This is a genomic window from Streptomyces sp. NPDC040589, from assembly GCF_055594445.1.
In genome coordinates this window covers 140732-160585 of record NZ_JBVIWP010000011.1, presented here as the reverse complement: position 1 = coordinate 160585, position 19854 = coordinate 140732, and the positions used below count along the sequence as shown (strand labels likewise).

At 71.8% G+C, this 19854-nt stretch carries 17 protein-coding genes and 1 tRNA gene; 8 read left to right on the top strand and 10 right to left on the bottom strand.

Annotated features, from left to right (window positions below):
- Positions 1-42: 42 nt before the first annotated feature.
- From mshC to ACZ58V_RS35595, 4 genes are all read right to left on the bottom strand, one after another.
- A complete protein-coding gene (mshC, locus tag ACZ58V_RS35610; protein WP_468197346.1) occupies positions 43-1272 on the bottom strand; it encodes a cysteine--1-D-myo-inosityl 2-amino-2-deoxy-alpha-D-glucopyranoside ligase in 1230 nt (409 codons plus the stop codon).
- 94 nt (positions 1273-1366) lie between these two features.
- Positions 1367-2197, bottom strand: coding sequence for an SCO1664 family protein (locus tag ACZ58V_RS35605; protein WP_468197344.1), 831 nt, complete (start codon positions 2195-2197; stop codon positions 1367-1369).
- Positions 2161-2751: a DUF3090 domain-containing protein gene (locus ACZ58V_RS35600; RefSeq protein ID WP_189726597.1), complete on the bottom strand. Its 591-nt coding sequence runs from the start codon at positions 2749-2751 to the stop codon at positions 2161-2163. Before ACZ58V_RS35600 ends, ACZ58V_RS35605 begins: the two co-directional genes overlap by 37 nt.
- A 78-nt stretch (positions 2752-2829) precedes the next feature.
- Positions 2830-3516: a histidine phosphatase family protein gene (locus ACZ58V_RS35595; RefSeq protein ID WP_468197341.1), complete on the bottom strand. Its 687-nt coding sequence runs from the start codon at positions 3514-3516 to the stop codon at positions 2830-2832.
- Positions 3517-3577: 61 nt separating this feature from the next.
- Here ACZ58V_RS35595 and corA point away from each other — a divergent pair, with 61 nt between their 5' ends.
- Positions 3578-4573 (top strand): magnesium/cobalt transporter CorA, encoded by a 996-nt coding sequence (corA, locus tag ACZ58V_RS35590; RefSeq protein WP_468197339.1) that lies wholly within the window; start codon positions 3578-3580, stop codon positions 4571-4573.
- Between the two features lie 11 nt (positions 4574-4584).
- Here corA and ACZ58V_RS35585 read toward each other — a convergent pair whose 3' ends face one another.
- Together ACZ58V_RS35585 and ACZ58V_RS35580 are read right to left on the bottom strand one after the other, a co-directional pair.
- Positions 4585-5373, bottom strand: a complete 789-nt coding sequence (locus tag ACZ58V_RS35585; RefSeq protein ID WP_468197337.1) for a ferritin-like domain-containing protein — start codon at positions 5371-5373, stop codon at positions 4585-4587.
- 229 nt (positions 5374-5602) lie between these two features.
- Positions 5603-6658, bottom strand: coding sequence for an LLM class F420-dependent oxidoreductase (locus ACZ58V_RS35580; RefSeq protein WP_468197335.1), 1056 nt, complete (start codon positions 6656-6658; stop codon positions 5603-5605).
- 112 nt (positions 6659-6770) lie between these two features.
- Between ACZ58V_RS35580 and ACZ58V_RS35575 the strand changes: the two genes are divergently transcribed.
- Both ACZ58V_RS35575 and ACZ58V_RS35570 read left to right on the top strand, forming a co-directional pair.
- A complete protein-coding gene (locus ACZ58V_RS35575) occupies positions 6771-7757 on the top strand; it encodes an aldo/keto reductase (protein WP_468197333.1) in 987 nt (328 codons plus the stop codon).
- Complete coding sequence (locus ACZ58V_RS35570; protein WP_471295294.1) at positions 7754-9904, top strand: helix-hairpin-helix domain-containing protein; 2151 nt, start codon at positions 7754-7756, stop codon at positions 9902-9904. Before ACZ58V_RS35575 ends, ACZ58V_RS35570 begins: the two co-directional genes overlap by 4 nt.
- 51 nt (positions 9905-9955) lie before the next feature.
- Here ACZ58V_RS35570 and ACZ58V_RS35565 read toward each other — a convergent pair whose 3' ends face one another.
- On the bottom strand, positions 9956-10651 hold the full coding sequence (locus ACZ58V_RS35565; RefSeq protein ID WP_471295292.1) for a hypothetical protein: 696 nt from the start codon (positions 10649-10651) through the stop codon (positions 9956-9958).
- Between the two features lie 47 nt (positions 10652-10698).
- On the opposite strand from ACZ58V_RS35565, the gene ACZ58V_RS35560 reads away from it, so the two are divergent.
- Entirely contained in the window at positions 10699-10887 is a 189-nt protein-coding gene (locus ACZ58V_RS35560) for a DUF5703 family protein (RefSeq protein WP_010045410.1), read from the top strand.
- Positions 10888-10966: 79 nt separating this feature from the next.
- On the opposite strand, the gene ACZ58V_RS35555 is transcribed toward ACZ58V_RS35560, so the two are convergent.
- The 3 genes from ACZ58V_RS35555 to ACZ58V_RS35545 form a co-directional block, all read right to left on the bottom strand.
- Complete coding sequence (locus ACZ58V_RS35555; RefSeq protein WP_471295290.1) at positions 10967-11809, bottom strand: chaplin family protein; 843 nt, start codon at positions 11807-11809, stop codon at positions 10967-10969.
- Between the two features lie 131 nt (positions 11810-11940).
- Positions 11941-12174 carry a chaplin ChpH gene (gene chpH, locus ACZ58V_RS35550; protein WP_215122472.1) on the bottom strand — a complete coding sequence of 78 codons (234 nt, stop codon included), beginning with the start codon at positions 12172-12174 and terminating at the stop codon, positions 11941-11943.
- Positions 12175-12323: 149 nt separating this feature from the next.
- On the bottom strand, positions 12324-13649 hold the full coding sequence (locus ACZ58V_RS35545) for a M20/M25/M40 family metallo-hydrolase (RefSeq protein ID WP_468197323.1): 1326 nt from the start codon (positions 13647-13649) through the stop codon (positions 12324-12326).
- A gap of 196 nt (positions 13650-13845) precedes the next feature.
- Here ACZ58V_RS35545 and ACZ58V_RS35540 point away from each other — a divergent pair.
- The 4 genes from ACZ58V_RS35540 to ACZ58V_RS35525 all read left to right on the top strand — a co-directional run bounded on the left by ACZ58V_RS35540 (position 13846) and on the right by ACZ58V_RS35525 (position 19851).
- Positions 13846-13930: transfer RNA gene (locus tag ACZ58V_RS35540), tRNA-Leu, on the top strand.
- Between the two features lie 282 nt (positions 13931-14212).
- Entirely contained in the window at positions 14213-18079 is a 3867-nt protein-coding gene (locus ACZ58V_RS35535; protein WP_471295288.1) for a Pls/PosA family non-ribosomal peptide synthetase, read from the top strand.
- A gap of 60 nt (positions 18080-18139) precedes the next feature.
- Entirely contained in the window at positions 18140-19471 is a 1332-nt protein-coding gene (locus ACZ58V_RS35530; RefSeq protein WP_468197318.1) for a M1 family metallopeptidase, read from the top strand.
- Between the two features lie 5 nt (positions 19472-19476).
- On the top strand, positions 19477-19851 hold the full coding sequence (locus ACZ58V_RS35525) for a YchJ family protein (RefSeq protein ID WP_468197316.1): 375 nt from the start codon (positions 19477-19479) through the stop codon (positions 19849-19851).
- Positions 19852-19854: the final 3 nt, after the last annotated feature.

Genomic DNA, 19854 nt, shown 5'->3' with positions numbered 1-19854 from the left:
GGCGCTTCCCGGCCGGGAAGCGCCCCTTCTGTCGGTTCTCGGCTAGAGCGCGACGCCGAGCAGCGCGTCCACCGCGCGGGAGACTACACCAGGCGCGCCGATGTCCGTGCCGCCGCTCTCCTCCTGGAGGGCGGCCCAGCGGTCGACCGCTGCGAGCGCGGCCGGGGCGTCCAGGTCGTTCGCGAGGGCCTCGCGGATCTCCTCCACGAGCGCCTCCGCGGGCGGGCCGTCGGGCCGGGACACGGCGGCGCGCCAGCGGCCGAGCCGGGCGACGGCGTCCTGGAGGACCTGGTCGGTCCACTCCCAGTCGGCGCGGTAGTGGTGGGCGAGCAGCGCGAGCCGGATGGCGGCCGGGTCGACGCCGTCGTGCCGGAGCTTGGAGACGAAGACCAGATTGCCCTTGGACTTGGACATCTTCTCGCCGTCGAGGGCGACCATGCCGGCGTGCACATACGCCTTGGCCATGGGGAACTCGCCGGTGAGGGCCTGGGCGTGCGAGGCGCCCATCTCGTGGTGCGGGAAGGCGAGGTCGGAGCCGCCGCCCTGGATGTCGAAGCCCATGCCGAGGTGGTCGAGGGCGATGGCCACGCACTCGATGTGCCAGCCGGGCCGTCCGCGCCCGAGCGATCCGCCGTCCCAGCTGGGCTCGCCCTCGCGGGCCGCCATCCAGAGCATCGGGTCGAGCGGGTTCTTCTTGCCCGGCCGGTCCGGGTCGCCGCCGCGCTCGGCGGACAGCAGCCGCATCGCCTCGGCGTCCAGACCCGAGACCTTGCCGAAGTGCGGGTCGGACTCGACGGAGAAGTAGACGTCCCCTTCGAGTTCGTACGCCGCGCCCGCGTCCCGCAGCCGCTCGACGAGCGGGACGATCCCCGGTATGGCCTCGACGGCGCCTATGTACTGCCGCGGCGGCAGCATCCGCAGGGCCGTCATGTCCTCGCGGAAGAGGACCGTCTCCTTCTCGGCGAGCGCGGCCCAGTCGATACCGTCGCGCTGCGCCCGCTCCAGGAGCGGGTCGTCGACGTCGGTGACGTTCTGGACGTAGTGAACCTGCCGCTTGGTGTCGAGCCACACGCGCTGCACGAGGTCGAACGCGTTGTACGTCGCCGCGTGCCCTATGTGGGTGGCGTCGTACGGGGTGATGCCGCAGACGTAGATACGGGCGACGGGACCGGGGTCGAGGGTGACCGAACCGCCGGTCGCGGTGTCGTGGATCCTCAGGTCGCGGCCCTGACCAGGCAGGGCGGGGACCTCGGAAGCGGGCCAGGCATGCATGTCATGAGCGTAACCGGACTGAAGTTCCATATACGAATGGGAGCGGTCCGGACGGCCGAGAAGGCGTTCTTGCGCGAGCTCCGCGTCTGTGCTGCTACACGGGTGGCCAGGGAATCGCCGGCCACTCCCCGCTCGGCTCCGGATGCGTCCCCGAGGCGAGCAGCGCACCGACACGCGCGCGTGCGGCGTCGATCTCGGCGCCGGTGATCAGCGGTTCGAGCCGTGCGGTGAGGGCCCCGCCTTCGGCCAGATCCTTTCTGAGGCCCTCGAGGACGTCGGCGGCCTCGCGCGTGAAGGGCTCCCCCGCCCAGCCCCACAGCAGGGTCCGCAGCTTGTTCTCGGCGTTGAAGGTGACCCCGTGGTCGATCCCGTACAACCGCCCGTCGCCGGTGGGCAGCAGGTGCCCGCCCTTGCGGTCGGCGTTGTTGATCACGGCGTCCAGCACCGCGAGCCGCCGCAGCCGCTCGTCGTCGGCGTGCACGAGCAGCGCGGTACGTCCCTCGCCGACCTCGGCGAACCCGATCGCCTTCCAGCCCGGTCCGGGTTCCTCCCCGTCGACCAGCGCGAGCAGCTCCGCGTCCGGGGCCGCCTCGATCCACAGCTGGCACATGCCCTCGCCGTAGGGGCCGTCGCGCAGCACGGTGGGCGGTACGAGGCCCCAGCCGGTCGCCTCGGAGACCTCGTACGCGGCGACCTCGCGCTGGGCGAGCGTCCCGTCGGGGAAGTCCCACAGGGGCCTCTCCCCGGCGACCGGCTTGTAGACGCAGGCCGCTTCCCGGCCGTCGTACGACACCGTGCAGTACAGGGCGGCGTTGGAGGCGTCACGGATGCGTCCGCGTACGGTGAGTTCGCCCCGGGCGAGCAGCTCGGCGGGGTCGTCAGGAGGTGTCACGCTCCGCGGCGGTATCCGTTCTGGCGCGGACATACGTGTCCTTCCGGGTCGAGCGGGAGGCTGCACAGCGGGCACGGCGGCCGCCCGGCGTTGACGACGTCGAGGGCGCGCTTGGCGAAGGCCCTCGCCTGCGCGCCGGTGAGCCGGACCCGCAGCATCGGCGGCCCGTTCTCCTCGTCCTGGAGGAGCCGCTCCTCGGCCTCGGCGAGGTCCTCCTCGGAGTCGGCGTCGAGCTCGACGAGCGCCTGCGCCTCGACGATCATGAGCTGCTCGTCACCGTCCCAGGCGAGCGCCATGGTGCCGACCCGGAACTCCTCCTCGACGGGGGTGTCCAGCGGGGCGCTGTCGTTGATCTCCGTCGGTGCGACGGCGGGGACGGAGGCGCTTCCTCCGCTACGGCGTACGACCTCGTCGAGCAGTTCGTCCATGCGCTCGGCGAGCGCGGCGACCTGGGTCTTCTCCAGGGCCACGCTGGTCACCCGGGTGCCGGCTGAAGCCTGGAGGAAGAACGAACGGCGCCCGGGCAGCCCGACCGTACCGGCCACGAAACGCTCCGGATGGTCGTAGAGGAACACCTGACGGGACACGTCCTGTCTCCATTGGAATCGTGGGGGCCGTGTGACAACGGCACTGCTGCGACCGCTTCACCCTACTGCGGCCGACGATCACGGTGCGCCCGCACCACCCCCGACTTGGGCGTCGTCCCCCGGCGGTTCCTCGCGCGGCACCAGGGACGTGAAGTCGCCGGTGTCGCCGAGGCGGACGAGAAACGGTCGCAGTCGTGTGTAACGGATCGCGGTGATGGAACACGGTTCAACGGAAATCCGCTGGAAGAGGTCCAGATGAAGTCCGAGTGCGTCGGCGACGAGGGACTTGATGATGTCGCCGTGCGAGCACATGAGGTAGACGGCGTCGGCGCCGTGGTCGCGCTCCACGCGCGCGTTCCACTCGCGCACGGCCTCGGCGGCACGCGTCTGCATGGCCCGCATCGACTCGCCGCCGGGGAAGGCCGCCGCGGACGGGTGCGCCTGCACCACCTCCATCAGGGGCTCGTCCTTGAGCTCTGCGAGCTTGCGCCCCGACCAGTCGCCGTAGTGGCACTCGCCGATGCGCTCGTCGGTGTGCGGCTTCAGTTCCGGCCGGGCCTCAAGAAGGGGCCCGATCGTCTCCTGGCAGCGCTGGAGCGGGCTGGCGACGATCTCGGCGAGGGGCAGCTCGGCGAGCCGTCCGGGCAGCGCGGCGGCCTGCGCGGCACCGCGTTCGTCGAGGGCGACACCGGGCGTCCAGCCGGCGAGCAGTCCCTCGGTGTTGGCGGTGGAGCGTCCGTGCCTGACGAGGATCAACGTGGGCATGCGATCCAGCGTAGGCGCACGCGCGCGTACGGTGTCGTTCGAGTGACGGGAGACTCGCTTCGTGATCGTCGACTGTGCCATCTACCGCGACGGGCACCGCACGGAAGGGCCGGAGGACTTCTCCGACGCCCTGGGTGAGGCCCGTACGGCGGGCGGTTTCGTGTGGATCGGGCTGCACGAGCCGACGGAGCGCGAATTCGACCATGTCACCCGGGAGTTCGGCCTGCACCCGCTGGCCGTCGAGGACGCCCTCAAGGCCCATCAGCGGCCCAAGCTGGAGGTGTACGACGACTCGCTCTTCGTGGTCCTGAAGCCGGTGGTGTACGAGCCGCGGAGCGACACCGTCTCCTCCGGCGAGATCATGATCTTCCTGGGCGACTCGTTCGCGGTCACCGTCCGGCACGGCGAGGGCGCCCCGCTCAAGGCCGTACGGCACCGGCTGGAGCGGGAGCCGGAGCTGCTGGGCAACGGCCCCACGTCCGTGCTGTACGCGATCGCCGACGCCACGGTCGACCACTATCTGGACGTCGCGATCGAGTTGCAGGCCGACCTGGAGGGGCTGGAGGCGGAGGTGTTCTCGCCGGAAGTCGGCGGCTCACGGAACACCGCGTCCCGGATCTACGACTTCAAGCGCCAGATCCTGGAGTTCCGCCGGGCGACCGGGCCGCTGGCCCTGCCGATGAGCCGGCTGGCGGGCACGGCGCAGTCCGGCGTGACGGTGCCGTTCGTGGACGACCGGGCCCGGCCCTTCTTCCGGGACGTCAGCGACCACCTCACACGCGTGAACGAGTCCGTGGAGAACCTGGACCGGCTGGTGTCGGACATCCTCTCGGCGCATCTGGCCCAGATGAGCGTCCGGCAGAACGACGACATGCGGAAGATCTCCGCGTGGGCGGCCATGGCCGCGATCCCCACCATGGTCGCGGGGATCTACGGCATGAACTTCGAGCACATGCCCGAGCTGCGCTGGGAGTGGTCCTACCCGGCCCTCGTCGTGCTGATGGTCGTTCTGGAGGTGCTGGTCTTCCGCCTGTTCAAGCGCCGGGGCTGGTTGTAGACCGGGGGGCCTCAGGCGAACTCGGGTGCAGCGGAGGCCGGACCGCCGAGGGCGTCACGGCGCTCGGGCATCTCCAGGGAGACCATCCGGCGCCAGCCGCCCAGCCGTTCGTACGCGTACATCGCGTGGATGCCCGCCGCCAGCACCGCCGACTTGGCCTTCGACCAGCCCAGGATGCGGCCCATGTTCGCCATGACCGCGAGGCTGACGTCCCGGTAGACCCGGATCTCGGCGAGCGCGCACTCGCGAAGGGTCCGCTGGATGGCCCGGCCGTGGCCCGCGTAGGCGAAGCGCAGCAGTTCCTCGTGGCAGTAGGCGAGGTGGTTGTCCTCGTCGCCCGAGATCTGCTTGACCGCGCGGCCGATGTCCGGGTCGTCCGCGAAGTGCTTGCGGAGCAGGTCCATCTGCTCGGAGGCGCGCTGTTCGGTGACCCTGCTGTGCGAGAGGTACGTGACGATGTCCTGGACCGCGAGCCGCTCGTCGCGCCCCAGACGCTCGTGCGCGAGGCCGATGCCGTTCTTCTCCAGGAGCATCGTGTAGTCGGTCTCCGGCGGGACCGGGACGGGGTCGAGGCCGCGCTTCTTCATCAGGGCGTTGAAGATCCGCCCGTGCTTGTCCTCGTCGGCACCGTGGCGGGTGATCTTGGGAGCGAGTTCCCGCTCGCTCTCCGGGACGAGCGCGGCGATCCGGGCGTTCTCCCAGCCGCCCTGTGACTCGCCGCTCGCGGCGATGGAGCAGAACAGGGCGAAGGACTCGTCGTTGGCGAGGATCTCCTGGAACAGACTCTTGGCCGAAAGCATCGTGGGCACCTCTCCCGCGCGCGTGCGCGTGCTGCAGGATTCCGCAGTTTCCGCAAAGAACGAGTCAAGTGCGGGGTGCGCGGTGCTGCAACAGGTACGACGGACAACTCCGCCAAATGGAGGACGTAACCCTCGGCTGCTCCTCGCGTTGTTCTGCGTGACGGCCGTGGCGGGGAAGACCCCCGAGCCCCCACCACGGCCGCAGAAATCTCCGTCGGGCTCAGCCGCGTCAGGCGAGCCCGGCGCGCTCCAGGGCCTCCGTGCCGGCGCGGAGGGACGCGATCCGCTCGTCGAGCGTGAAGCCGGCCGGGGCCAGGGTGAGGGTCGTGACACCGGCCTCCGCGTAGGCCTTCATCCGGTCCGCGATGCGCTCCACGGAACCGAGCAGGGTCGTCTTGTCGATCAGGTCGTGCGGTACGGCGGCCGCGGCGCCCTGCTTGTCGCCGGACAGGTACTTGTCCTGGATCTCGGCGGCTTCCTTCTCGTAGCCCATGCGCTGGGCGAGCTGGTTGTAGAAGTTCTGCTTGCGGCTGCCCATGCCGCCGACGTACAGCGCGGTGTAGGGGCGGAAGGTGTCGGCGAGCGTGGTCACGTCCTTGTCCTCGCCGAGGGCCAGGGGCAGGGTCGGGCAGATGTCGAAGCCGTCGAGGGTCTTGCCCGCCTTCTCACGGCCGGCCCGCAGGTACTGGATCGCCGTGTCCTCGAGGTGGTCGGCGGAGGGGAAGATCAGCAGGGCGCCGTCGGCGATCTCGCCGGTCTGCTCGAGGTTCTTCGGGCCGATCGCGGCGATGTAGAGCGGGATGTGCTCGCGCTGCGGGTGCACGGTCAGCTTGAGGGGCTTGCCCGGGCCGCCGGGCAGCGGCAGCGTCCAGTGCCGCCCCTCGTACGACAGGCGCTCGCGCGTCATGGCCTTGCGGATGATCTCGACGTACTCACGCGTGCGTGCCAGCGGCTTGTCGAACTTGACGCCGTACCAGCCCTCGGAGACCTGCGGGCCGGAGACGCCGAGGCCGAGCCGGAAGCGGCCGCCGGAGAGCGAGTCGAGGGTGGCGGCCGTCATGGCGGTCATCGCGGGCTGGCGGGCCGGGATCTGGAAGATGGCGGAGCCGACGTCGATCCGTTCGGTCTGGGCGGCGACCCAGGTCAGTACGGTGGCGGCGTCGGATCCATAGGCCTCGGCGGCCCAACAGACGGCGTATCCGAGCCGGTCGGCCTCCTGGGCGACGGCCAGATTGTCGGCGTCCATGCCGGCACCCCAGTAGCCGAGGTTGATACCGAGCTGCATCCCGATTCCCCTTACCGATCAGTAACGTGCCTTGTCCGCAGACCATAGCGCGCGGAAATCCGTCGTCCACAGCCCCCCACACCGTAGGTTCTGGCCAGTAATCTCGGCGTTCATGGAGCAGAGGCATCTCGGCCGCACCGGCCTTCGTGTGTCGCGGATCGGGCTCGGCACCCTGACCTGGGGGCGGGACACCGCCGAGCACGACGCCGCGGACCTGATGAAGACGTTCTGGGAAGCGGGCGGGACCCTCGTCGACACCGCGGACGTGTACGGCGACGGAGAGGCCGAGTACCTGCTCGGCAGGCTCATAGACGGCTTGGTGCCCCGCCGGGACCTGGTCATCTCGACCAAGGCCGGCAGCGTGCCGGACCCCGACCGCCGCTTCGACGGCTCCCGCGGCCATCTGCTCTCCGCGCTGGACGCCTCGCTCTCCCGGCTCGGAACCGACTACGTCGACCTGTGGCACGTGCACGCCTTCGACCCGGACACCCCGCTGGAGGAGACCCTCCAGGCCCTGGACCTCGCGGTCGCCAGCGGCCGCGCCCGCTACGCCGCCGTCTCCAACTTCTGCGGCTGGCAACTGGCCAAGGCCGGCACCTGGCAGCTCGCCTCCCCCGGCACCCGGACCCGGCTGGCGGGTACGCAACTGGAGTACTCGCTGCTCCAGCGCGGCATCGAGCGCGAGGTGCTGCCGGCCGCGCTGGACCTGGGCATCGGGCTGCTGCCGTCCTCCCCGCTGGGGCGTGGGGTGCTGACGGGCAAGTACCGGGGCGACACCACTCCGTCGGACTCGCGCGGCGCCTCGGAGCACCTCGCCCCGTTCGTCGCGCCGTACCTCGACGACACGGCGAGCCGCATCGTGGACGCCGTGGCGACCGCCGCCGACGGCCTCGCGGTGACGCCGCTCCAGGTGGCCCTGGCGTGGGTCCGTGACCGGCCGGGGGTGGCCGCTCCCGTCGTCGGCGCGCGCAACGCGCAGCAGCTCACGGCCGCGTTGTCAGTGGAGGCCCTTAGTCTTCCTGACGAGATCTGCCGGGCGCTCGACGATGTGTCGGCGCCCGTGCACCGCTATCCCGATCACGACTGGAGCACGCTGTGAGCACGGAGCCGGAGACCACGGAGGACGACGAGCCGGGGACGCCGACCGGTGGTGCGGAGACCGAGGAGGCCCAGGGGGACGCGGCCGATGCCGGTCAGGTGTCCGAGGCCGAGGCCGAGCTGCGGGCCCAGCAGGCCGAGCGGGAGCGCATCGAGCAGCGGAAGGCCGAGAAGAAGGCGCCGATCGACAGCGGCACCAAGCTGAGCGGCAAGGCCGCCGATCTGCTCGCCGCCGTACGGGCCGTGGAGGGCGGTGAGAAGCCGGCGGCCACGGTGTTCGAGGAGCCCGCGCCGGCCCCCCGGCGCTCCGCCCCGGAGCCGGTACGGCGACCGCAGCCGGTGCCGGCCGAGACCGTCACCGCGTCGCAGGCTCCCGCGCCGGAGGCGGTGCAGGCCGTGCGGCGGGTGCTCGGCGAGGGCGGTGCCCCGGAGACGCTCGCGCCGCAGGTGACCGAGGCACTCGGCGAGGGTGCGGACGAGCGGCTGCGGGCGGACCCCTGGCAGTTGCTGCGGGTCGCCGGTGTGCGGCCCGAGCAGGCCGACGGGTTCGCGCGGGCGCTGCTCGGCGCCGAGTGCGGCCCGGACGACGAGCGACGGGGCCGGGCCGTCACCGTCTGGCTCCTGGAGCAGGCCGCGCTGGCCGGGCACACCGCCCTGGAGATGCCGGCGCTCCTCGCGGCCCTGGCCCAGCGGGGCGTGCCGGAGCCCGACAGCGCGGTGCAGGACACGATCGCGGAGGGCGACGCGCTGGTCTTCCAGGACGCCCTGGAGGAGCCCGGTGCGCCGGCCCGGGCGAAGCAGGACGACTCGGAGGACGACTCCGAGGAGGACGAGGAGCGCCCGGTCCGTGTCCTGGTCGGGCTCGAGCGGTACGCGCTCGCGGAGGAGAGCCTGGCCGACGGTCTGGCCCGGCTGGTCAACTCGGCGCCCAAGCAGGACGGTTCGGCCGAGGAGTGGGAGCGGGTCGCCGCCGAGGCCCAGGGGTCGGCGGCGGAGCTGCTGCGCGCGGTCGCCGGTCACGGCCTGGTCCTGCACACCGGTGGGGAGGCCTCTTCGGCCGAACCGGCCGCGCTGCTGAGCGCCGCGCACTCCCTCGGGCTGCGCGCCTGGGCCGCCACACACGGCCCGATCGGCCGCACCCGCTTCGCCGCCCTGCTGGGCTCCGGTCCGGACGACGCAGCGGATCAGGACCGCTCCTCCGTCACCACCGTCTCCGGGCTGCTCGCCGGCCTCGAAGGACCCGGCCGGGACGCCGACGGGGCCCTGGATCTCGATCTGCTCATCGTGCTCGACGCGCCGCAGCTGGACGTCGAGACGGCGGCGCTGCTGACGGAGTCGCTGCCCGACGGGGCACGGCTGGTGCTGGCCGGGGACCCGGCGGTGCTGTGGTCCGTGGGGCCGGGGCGGGTGTTCGCGGATCTGCTCGCGGCGCGGATCTGCCCGCAGGTCGCCTCGCGGCGGCCGGATCCCGGGCCGCTGGGCGAGCTGATCTCGGGGATCGGCATCGGCGAGCTGAACCAGGTCGAGGCACCCGGCAAGGAGATCGTGATCGTGCCGGTGCGGGACGCGGGCGAGGCGGTGCACCGGGCGGTGCAGCTCGTCGTCGACTCGGTGCCGCGGGTGATCGGCGTACCGGCCGAGGAGACCCAGGTGATCACACCGGGGCACGGCGGCGCCGTCGGCACCCGCGCGCTCAACACGGCGTTGAAGGAGCGGCTCAATCCGGGCCCGGGCCGCTTCGGCGGCTTCGACCCCGGTGACCGCATCGTCCACTCCCCCGTGCCGGGCCGTGCGCTGCCGGGCCGGGTGGTGAAGGCGGACGCCGAGGGGCTCCACCTGTCGTGCGAGGGCGAGGCCGTCGTCGTACCCAAGGAGCGGGTGGAGCAGTCTGTACGGCACGGCTGGGCGCTGACCGCGCACCAGGCGGTGGGAAGCCGGTGGCCCGCGGCGGTCGTGGTGCTGCCCGGCGATGCCGCGCAGGCGCTCAGCCGGCCCTGGGTGTACACGGCGTTCGGGCGGGCCGAGCGCCATCTGTCCGTGGTGCACGGCGTGGAACAGGCGCTGCCCAGGGCCGTGGCCGAGGTGACGGCGAAGCCCCGGACGACCCGGCTTCCGGTGCTGCTGGCTCCGCAGGTCGACGGCGGCTGACAACGGCGGTGGTCACGGGGCCGTCCCCGTGACCACCGCCGCCGGGTGCGCTCAGCGGCGGTCCGCGTCCAGGCGCTCCAGGTCCTCGTCCTCGTCCAGGTCGGTGTCGAGGACGTCCCCGTCGTCATCGTCGACATCGTCGTCCTCGACATCGTCGAAGACGGCGCTGACGTCGAAGCGGCAGACCACCTGCTGCGGATCGACCTGCTCGAACGGGGCCTCCAGCCACTCTCCGGGGTCGGCCGGTTCGTCCGCCGCCATCACCCAGAGCGTGGAGTCGCCCTCCTCGAGCCCGAACTCCTTGTGCCGGGAGGCGATCTCGTCGGGCTCGAACTCGCCGAACAGCAGGCCGAGCGCGCCATGGGTCGTCCCGGAGGCGGCCGGGCCGTCCTCGCCTTCCGCGGCCTCGATCCGCTGCGCCTGCGCCAGGAGACGCTGTGGCTCCGCCACCGCGTAGTCGCGGCGGATCAGTACGCTCAGCGCGTTCGGTTCCTCGGGGCCCGCGTACGGGGGCAGCGTGTCCTCCGCGCCGGGGATCTCGAAGGGGGTGACCTCGTCGTATCGGTCGTAGAGCAGTTCGTCGTACACCTCTGCGGCCGCGGCCAGCTGGTTGAACGCCTCGTAGACGGCCGGGTCGTCCTCTCCCGACCTGCCCTCGACCGCGGCCAGGTGGCGGTCGAGCGCGGTCTTGACCGCCTCGGCGGCGGCGCGTACCTCGGCAGCGGTGGGCTGCGCAGCATCAGACATAGTGCAGACGCTATCCGTACCAGGCCCCAGCCCGCACAATAGATGCGATGCCGGAATACGAATTTGTCGACGTGTACGTACCGCGCGGGGTCTCCCGCAAGGAAACGGCACGTCTGCTGACGGACCACGCCGAGTACGGACACTGGGAGTTGCACCGTCTGAGCCTGCTGCGCGACGGCAGCCGCAAGGTGCGGTTGCGCCGGCGGATCATCCGCCAGGTGCGGGCCACGTGGTGAGCTGAGACGGCGCACCGGGAGAAGGCGTACACGGGAGCGGGCCCCGCATCGGCGGGGCCCGCTCCGTTTGCCGTGGGGGTCAGGCCGAGGCCCGCGCCTTGCGGTAGAGGATCACGCCCGCCAGCAGCGCGCCCGCGCCGGCCGGCAGGGCGAGGCCGAGCGGCAGTTCGCTGCCGGTCTCGGCGAGCTGGGCGTCGCCCTTGGGCTGGGTGACGAACTGGCCGCCCGGCTTGTTGCCGGGGTTCTCGGGGTTGCCCGGGTTCTCAGGGTTCCCAGGGTTGCCCGGGTTGCCGGGGGTACCGGGCTCCCCCGGGTTACCGGGGTTGCCGGGGGTACCGGGCTCCCCCGGGTTACCGGGCTCACCAGGTTCACCAGGGTTCCCCGGCTCACCAGGGTTGCCGGGCTCACCAGGGTTGCCGGGGTTCCCGGGCTCGCCCGGGTTACCGGGGGGCGTCTCGTATCCGCCGCCGGGCGGGTCGGTGTGATGCCCGCCGGAGCCGTTCGCGCAGTCGTTGCCCGTGGTGGGGTTGCCGACGCCGATGACGTCGACACTGTTGCCGCAGGCGTTCACCGGCACGTGGATCGGCACCTGGACGTGGTTGCCCGAGCCGACGCCCGGCGAGTCACTGGCGTGGCCGCCCGCGTGCGAGCCGCCGTGGCCGCCCGACGGCGATCCACCGCCCTTGTTGGCACACGAGTTGCCCACCGACGGGTTGAGGACACCGATGACGTTGACCGTGTTCCCGCAGACGTTGACCGGCGCGTGCACCGGCGCCTGCACCGTGTTCCCGGAGAGCACGCCGGGCGAGCCCGAACTGGAGCCGTGCGCGCCCGAGTCGGCGTAAGCGGAGCCGCCCGCGGCGGCGATCACGCCGGTCGCGGCCGCCACGGTCATCAGACCCTTGCGGGTGACCTGTCGCATTGCTGAATACCTACCTTCGACCCTGTCTCGAATTCTTCTCGAATTACTCGAAAGAAGCGTTCGGTCCCGGAGCGCATGGCACGCGCTCCGGGACCGATGGCTTTTGAGCTCCCCTCAGAAAGGGGGAAGCGTCACTTGTTGACGCAGGTGTTGCCGAAGGCGGGGTTCAGCAGACCGATCACGGAGACCGTGTTGCCGCAGACGTTCACCGGGACGTGAACGGGCACCTGAACAACGTTGCCGGACAGGACACCCGGGGAGTGCACGGCAGCACCCTGGGCACCCGAGTCGGCGACGGCCAGGCCCGCGCCCGCGAGAACCAGCCCACCGGTGGCAGCCGCAGCAGCGACGACCTTCTTGATCATTATTCCTCCTAGTTGGCAAAGCGACCCATCTTGCGATCGCATTACCTGTAACGAGGAGGGAGTAATGAGGCTACGAGCTTATCGTCGCATTCACTCTTCCCAGTCTGTTCCGCACGAGCGAGCGAATACTTTCGTATCGCAGGTCCGATTCAGGACGCGTCGATGAACCGGTCAAGGACCCGCACGCCGAACTTCAGGCCATCCACCGGCACCCGCTCGTCGACGCCGTGGAACATGCCCGCGAAGTCCAGCTCCGGGGGCAGCTTCAGCGGTACGAAGCCGAAGCCCCGGATGCCCAGGTCGTCGAAGGACTTCGCGTCGGTGCCGCCGGAGAGCATGTAGGGGACGGCCTTGGCGGTCGGGTCCTCGGCCAGCAGCGAGGACTGCATGGCCTCGACGAGCGCCCCGTCGAAGGTGGTCTCGACGGCCTTGTCGGCATGGACGTCCTCGCGCCGCACCTTCGGGCCGAGGATCCCGTCGAGGTCGGCGAGGAACTCCTCCTCGAACCCGGGCAGGAACCGTCCGTCGACGTGGGCGGTCGCCTCGCCCGGGATGACGTTGACCTTGTAGCCGGCACCGAGCTGCGTGGGGTTGGCCGTGTTGCTCAGGGTGGCGCCGATGAGCTTGGCGATGCCGCCGAGCTTGGCGAGGGTCGACTCCATGTCCTCCGGGTCGAGCTCGGTGCCGAACGCGTCACCGAGCTCGTCGAGGAAGGCGCGGGTGGTCTTGGTGACCCGCACCGGGAACTTGTGCCGCCCCAGCCGCGCGACGGCCTCCGACAGCTCGGTGATCGCGTTGTCCCGGTGGATCATCGACCCGTGCCCGGCCGTGCCGGCCACGGTGAGCTTCATCCAGTGCATGCCCTTCTCGGCCGTCTGGATCAGGTACAGCCGCCGCTGCTCGCTCACGGTGAACGAGAATCCGCCCACCTCGCTGATCGCCTCGGTGACACCCTCGAACAGGCCGGGGTGGTTGCGGACCAGGTGCTTGGCGCCGTACGTGCCGCCCGCCTCCTCGTCCGCGAGGAACGCGAGGACGATGTCGCGCGGGGGCTTGCGCCCGCTGCGCAGCCGGTCGCGGACGACCGCGAGGGTCATCGCGTCCATGTCCTTCATGTCGACGGCCCCGCGTCCCCACACACAACCGTCGGCGACCTCGCCGGAGAAGGGGTGGTGGGTCCAGTCGTCCGCGTTGGCCGGTACGACGTCGGTGTGGCCGTGGATGAGGAGCGCGGGCCGGGACGGGTCCTCGCCCTCGATCCGGGCCACCGTGGAGGCGCGGCCCGGGTGCGACTCGAAGATCTGCGGTTCGAGCCCGACCTCCGCGAGCTTCTCGGCGACGTACTCGGCCGCCTTGCGCTCGCCCGGACCCGAGTGGTCGCCGTAGTTGCTGGTGTCGATCTGGATCAGCTCGCGGCAGAGGTCCACGACCTCGTCCTCGCCGGTGACGCTCCTGGCCGTGTCCGTCTCGCTCACGTGCTTCCTCCCGCTGTCACTGCTGGTGGGTCCCTCTCATCCTCTCTCTCCGCGGCCCGCTCCCCAAGAGCGCTCGCGGCCCGTCACGCGCCGTTCACACCCCGCCGGGGCTCGGGCGGGGGGTGATCGGCCACCCCCGAAAGCCTGGTAATGTTTACGTCGTCGCCGCGGGGAGAACCCACGCGACAGACACCTTGTCCGGGTGGCGGAATGGCAGACGCGCTAGCTTGAGGTGCTAGTGCCCTTTATCGGGCGTGGGGGTTCAAGTCCCCCCTCGGACACAGATCGAAAAGCCCCTCTCGTCGAGGGGCTTTTCGTCGTTTCCGCCTGGGACCGGAGGAGTGTGGGCGACATCTCGCCCTGCCGGGAGAATCCCAGGTCGGAGGGGGTGGCGTCGCACCGACGCGGTGTCTCGCGTTTCCCTCCGAGTGGCGGACATGACAGGACGAAGTCACCCGACCATTAGAGTATTGGGCTTGTTCGCGCCGGAACGGAACATCCCCAGGCAGACCTGCGGGCCCGTCGGCGCCCCGGAAGGTCCGGGTTCGAGACGCGAGGATCCGATGGCCGCCCTGCACGAAAGCCCCGACCTCACTCTGCTGGACCGGGAGCTGAGCACAGGACTCCGCGACCTGGCCCACTTCTCCGCAGGTCCCGCGGCCTCGCCCCGCACCCTGGTCGACATCTTCGAGGCGTCCGTACGGTCGTATCCCGACGAGCCCGCGCTCGACGACGGCCACCGGCTGCTCACCTACCGCGCGCTGGCCGTCGAGGTGGAGAACCTGCGGCGGAGACTGGCCGCCGCCGAGGTCGGGCTCGGGGACCGCGTCGGTGTCCGGGTCCCGTCGGGCACCAACGACCTGTACGTGGCGATCCTCGCCGTGCTGGCCTCCGGTGCCGCGTACGTGCCCGTGGACGCCGAGGACCCCGACGAGCGGGCCGCGCTGGTCTTCGGCGAGGCCGGGGTGCGGGCGGTCATCGGGGCCGGTCACGAGCTGACCGTCGGCGATGCCGCCGGTCACACCGCCGCCCGGCCCGGTGCCGGGCAGGACGCGTGGATCATCTTCACCTCCGGCTCCACCGGGAAGCCCAAGGGCGTGGCCGTCGGCCACCGCAGCGCCGCCGCCTTCGTGGACGCGGAGGCCGCGCTGTTCCTGGCCGACGAGCCGATCGGGCCCGGTGACCGGGTCATGGCGGGGCTGTCCGTCGCCTTCGACGCGTCCTGTGAGGAGATGTGGCTGGCGTGGCGGCACGGGGCCTGTCTGGTGCCGGTGCCGCGTTCGCAGGTCAGGAGCGGTGCCGATCTCGGTCCCTGGCTGGTCGAGCAGGAGATCACCGTCGTGTCCACCGTGCCGACGCTGGCAGCGCTGTGGGAGCCGGAGACGCTCAACGACGTACGCCTGCTGATCTTCGGCGGCGAGGCGTGCCCGCCCGAGCTGGCGCAGCGTCTGGTGACCGAGGGGCGCGAGGTGTGGAACACCTACGGGCCGACCGAGGCGACCGTCGTGGCGTGCGCTTCGCTGATGAGCGGCGAGGAGCCGATCCGGATCGGGCTGCCGCTGGACGGCTGGGAGCTGGCCGTCGTGGACGAGGCCGGGGAGCCGGTGCCGATGGGCGGCAGCGGTGAGCTGGTGATCGGCGGGGTCGGACTCGCCCGGTATCTCGACGCCGAGAAGGACGCGGAGAAGTACGCGCCGCTTCAGTCGCTGGGCTGGGAGCGGGCGTACCGCAGCGGTGACCTGGTGCGGGCCGAGCCGGAGGGGCTGGTCTTCCTCGGGCGGGCCGATGAGCAGATCAAGCTCGGTGGGCGCCGTATCGAGCTCGGTGAGGTGGACGCGGCGCTTCAGGCGCTGCCCGGGGTGGCCGGCGCCGCGGCCGCGGTGCGCACGGCCCGCAGCGGCAATCAGCTCCTCGTGGGCTACGTCGTCATCCAGGACGGCTGGGACCACGCGGCCGCCGTCGAGCGGCTGCGCGCCGGGCTGCCGGCCGCTCTGGTGCCGTTGCTCGCGCCGGTCGACGAGCTGCCGACGCGTACGTCGGGCAAGGTCGACCGGAACGCGCTGCCCTGGCCGCTGGAGGGGCTGGAGACGGGCGGCCCGGCCGAGCCGCTGTACGGCACCGAGGCCTGGCTCGCCGAGCAGTGGACGGACGTCCTCGGCATTCCGGTGACGTCGGCCTCCGACGACTTCTTCGCGATAGGCGGGGGCAGTCTGGCCGCCGCCCAGCTGACGACGAGGCTGCGCACGCGCTACCCGAGCGCCGCCGTCTTCGACATCTACCAGCGGCCGGTCCTGCGGAAGCTGGCCCGGCATCTGGAGGAGTCGGCACAGGACGACAACGCCCGGCGGGTCGTGGCACCGGTGCCGAGGCGTGCCCAGCTCGTCCAGCTTCTGCTGCTGGTTCCGCTGTTCACGCTGCTCGGGCTGCGCTGGAGCGTGGTGCTCGCCGCGCTCGGGAACGTGCTGCCCGCCTACTCCTGGCTGCCGACCGCGCCCTGGTGGCTCGTCGCGGCCGGTGCCGTGCTGCTCTTCAGCCCGCCCGGGCGCCTGGCGCTCGCCGCGGGCGGGGCGCGGCTGCTGTTGCGGGGGGTGCGGCCGGGCCGGTACCCGCGCGGCGGGAGCGTCCACCTGCGGCTGTGGACGGCCGAGCGGCTGGCCGAGTTCAGCGGGGCGACCTCGCTGACCGGATCCTGGCTGGAACGGTACGCGCGAGCGCTGGGCGCCAAGGTCGGGCAGGACGTGGACCTGCACTCGCTGCCGCCGGTCACCGGCATGCTCAAGCTGGGCCGGGGCGCGGCCGTCGAGTCCGAGGTGGACCTGTCCGGGTACTGGCTGGACGGTGACCGGCTGGAGGTCGGGCCGGTGAAGGTGGGCGCGCACGCCGTCGTCGGCACGCGCAGCCTGCTCTTCCCGGGCGCGCGAGTGGGCAAGCGGGCCGAGGTGGCGCCCGGTTCGGCGGTCACCGGACAGGTTCCGACCGGTCAGCGGTGGGCGGGCGCGCCCGCGGTCAAGCTGGGCCGGGCCAAGCGCAACTGGCCGAAGGACCGGCCCGGGCGGGGCGCGTTCTGGCGGGTGATGTACGGCGTGACGGGTTTCGCGCTGACCGCGCTGCCGGTGGTCTCGGCGGCTGCCGCGCTGCTGGTGGCGGCGCTGTTCGTCGGTCCGGACGCCGGGCTCGGCGCGACGCTGCGGGGTGCCGTGCTCGCGTTGGTGCCGGCGACGCTCGCGTTCGGGCTGGCGTACGCGCTGCTGATCGTGGTCGCCGTACGGCTGCTGAGCGTGGGGCTGCGGGAGGGCACGCACGCCACGCACAGCCGGGTGGGCTGGCAGGCCTGGACCGTGACCCAGCTGATGGACCGGTCGCGGGACACGCTGTTCCCGCTGTACGCGGGGCTGGTCACGCCGGTGTGGCTGCGGCTGCTCGGGATGCGGATCGGGCGGCGGGCCGAGGTGTCCACCGTGCTGGCCCTGCCCAGTCTGACCACGGTCGGCGAGGGCGCGTTCCTCGCGGACGACACCCTGACCGCACCGTACGAGCTCGGCGGCGGCTGGCTGCGGATCGGGCGCGCGGAGATCGGCCGGCGGGCCTTTCTCGGCAACTCGGGGATGACCGCGCCGGGGCGCAGCGTGCCGGACGGTGGCCTGGTGGGTGTGCTGTCGGCGACGCCGAAGAAGGCCAAGAAGGGCAGCTCGTATCTGGGGCTGCCGCCGATGAAGCTGCCGCGGGCCGCGTCCGACGGCGACCAGAGCCGGACGTACGACCCGCCTACGCGGCTGCTGTGGGCGCGCGGTCTTGTGGAGCTCTGCCGGATCGTGCCGGTGTTCTGCTCTGCGGCGCTGGCGGTGGCCACGGGGGCGGCGCTGTGCGTGCTCGGGGTGTGGGCTCCCCTGCTGTCCGGTCTTGTGCTGCTCGGGGCGGGCTGCACGGCGGGGCTCGTCTCGATCGCGGCGAAGTGGCTGCTCGTGGGACGGCATCGCCGGGCCGAGCACCCCTTGTGGAGCTCCTTCGTGTGGCGCAACGAGCTGGCGGACACCTTCGTCGAGGTGCTGGCCGTGCCGTGGCTGGTCGGCGCTGTGCCGGGTACGCCGCTGCTGTCGGCGTGGCTGCGCGGACTCGGCGCGCACATCGGCAGGGGGGTGTGGGTGGAGAGCTACTGGCTGCCGGAGACGGATCTGGTGACGCTCGAGGACGCGGCGACCGTGAACCGGGGCTGTGTACTCCAGACCCACCTCTTCCACGACCGGATCTTGCGGACGGATACTGTGGTCCTCCGTGAGGGCGCCACTCTGGGCCCGGGCGGAATCATCCTGCCCGGCAGCGCCGTCGGGGCCCGCGCCACGCTGGGTCCGGCGTCCCTGGTGATGGCCGCGGAGTCCGTGCCCGACGACACGCGCTGGCTGGGCAACCCGATCGAGGCATGGCGTCGCTAGGCGGAACCCCCCGGGGCCGGTGGACGTCGTACGAGCGCAGTGCAGGGAGCAGACGCAACAGTGGCGGTTCAGCAGTCAGTGGGTCAGGACCCGTATTTCCCGGGCAACGGTGACCTCAGGTACCGGGTGCACCGGTACGAGCTCACGCTGGACTACCGCCCCGCGCCGAACCGGCTGGCCGGAACCGCGCGGATCAACGCCATCGCGGGCCGTGGCCAGCTCACCGAGTTCCAGCTGAACCTCGCGGACTTCCGGGTGGGCCGGGTGAAGGTCGACGGCCGTACGCCGCACTACACGCACCGGGGCGGCAAGCTGCGGGTCCGCCCCGCGAAGCCGGTGCGCGCCGGTGCCGCCTTCACCGTCGAGGTGCACTGGTCGGGCAACCCCCGGCCGGTGAACAGCCCCTGGGGCGGCCTCGGCTGGGAGGAGCTGGAGGACGGGGCGCTGGTGGCGAGCCAGCCGGTCGGGGCGCCGTCGTGGTACCCGTGCAACGACCGGCCCGCCGACAAGGCCTCGTACCAGATCTCGGTCACGACGCCGTCGGCCTACGCGGTGGTGGCCGGTGGACGGCTGCTCACCCGCACGACGAAGGCCTCCACGACCACCTGGGTGTACGAGCAGGCGGCGCCGACCTCCAGTTACCTGGTGGGGCTGTCGATCGGGAAGTACCAGACGGTGCTGCTGGGTGACCCGGGCCCGGGCGGGGTTCCGCAGCACGGGCACATTCCGGCGCATCTGCTCCCCCGCTTCGCCCGGGACTTCGCACGGCAGCCCGCGATGATGGAGCTGTTCCAGGAGCTGTTCGGGCCGTACCCGTTCGACGAGTACGCGGTCGTGGTGACCGAGGAGGAGCTCGACGTCCCCGTCGAGGCGCAGGGGTTGTCGCTGTTCGGGTCCAACCACGTGGACGGGGAGCGCGGTTCGGAACGGCTGGTCGCGCACGAGCTGGCGCACCAGTGGTTCGGCAACAGCGTCTCCATCGCCGACTGGCGGCAGATCTGGCTGAACGAGGGGTTCGCGAAGTACGCCGAGTGGCTGTGGTCGGAGCGCTCGGGAGGGCGCGGCGCCCAGCAACTGGCCGCCGGCGCACACCGGTTGCTGTTCTCGCTGCCTCAGGACCTCCGGCTGGCCGATCCGGGGCGGAAGTCGATGTTCGACGACCGTCTCTACCAGCGGGGCGGGCTCGTCCTGCACGCGGTGCGGTGCGCCCTGGGCGACGACGCGTTCTTCCGCATGCTGCGCGGGTGGGCGGGCCTGCACCGGGGCGGGGCGGTGACGACGGCGAACTTCACCGCGCACGTGGGGCGGTTCACGGACGAGCCGCTGGACGCGCTGTTCGACATGTGGCTGTACGGGACGACGCTGCCGCCGCTGCCCCGTCCAGGAGAATGACCGGCATGACGACGCGTTCCTGCCCGTGCGGGCTGCCCGACTCCTACCAGGCGTGTTGCGGGCGCTACCACTCCGGGGCCTCCGCCGCACCGACCGCCGAGGCGTTGATGCGCTCGCGGTACAGCGCCTTCGTGAAGGGGGACGCCGGGTATCTGCTGCGGACCTGGCATCCTCGGACGCGCCCCGGCACATTGGAGCTGGATGCGGGGACGCGGTGGACCGGGCTGGAGATCCTGGAGACCAGTGAGGGGTCCGCGTTCCATACGAGTGGGACCGTGACGTTCCGGGCCTCGTACCGGGGCGGATCGCTGCACGAGCGGAGCCGGTTCGCGCGGGTGGACGGGGCCTGGGTGTACGTCGACGGGGAGTTTCTGCGGTAGCGG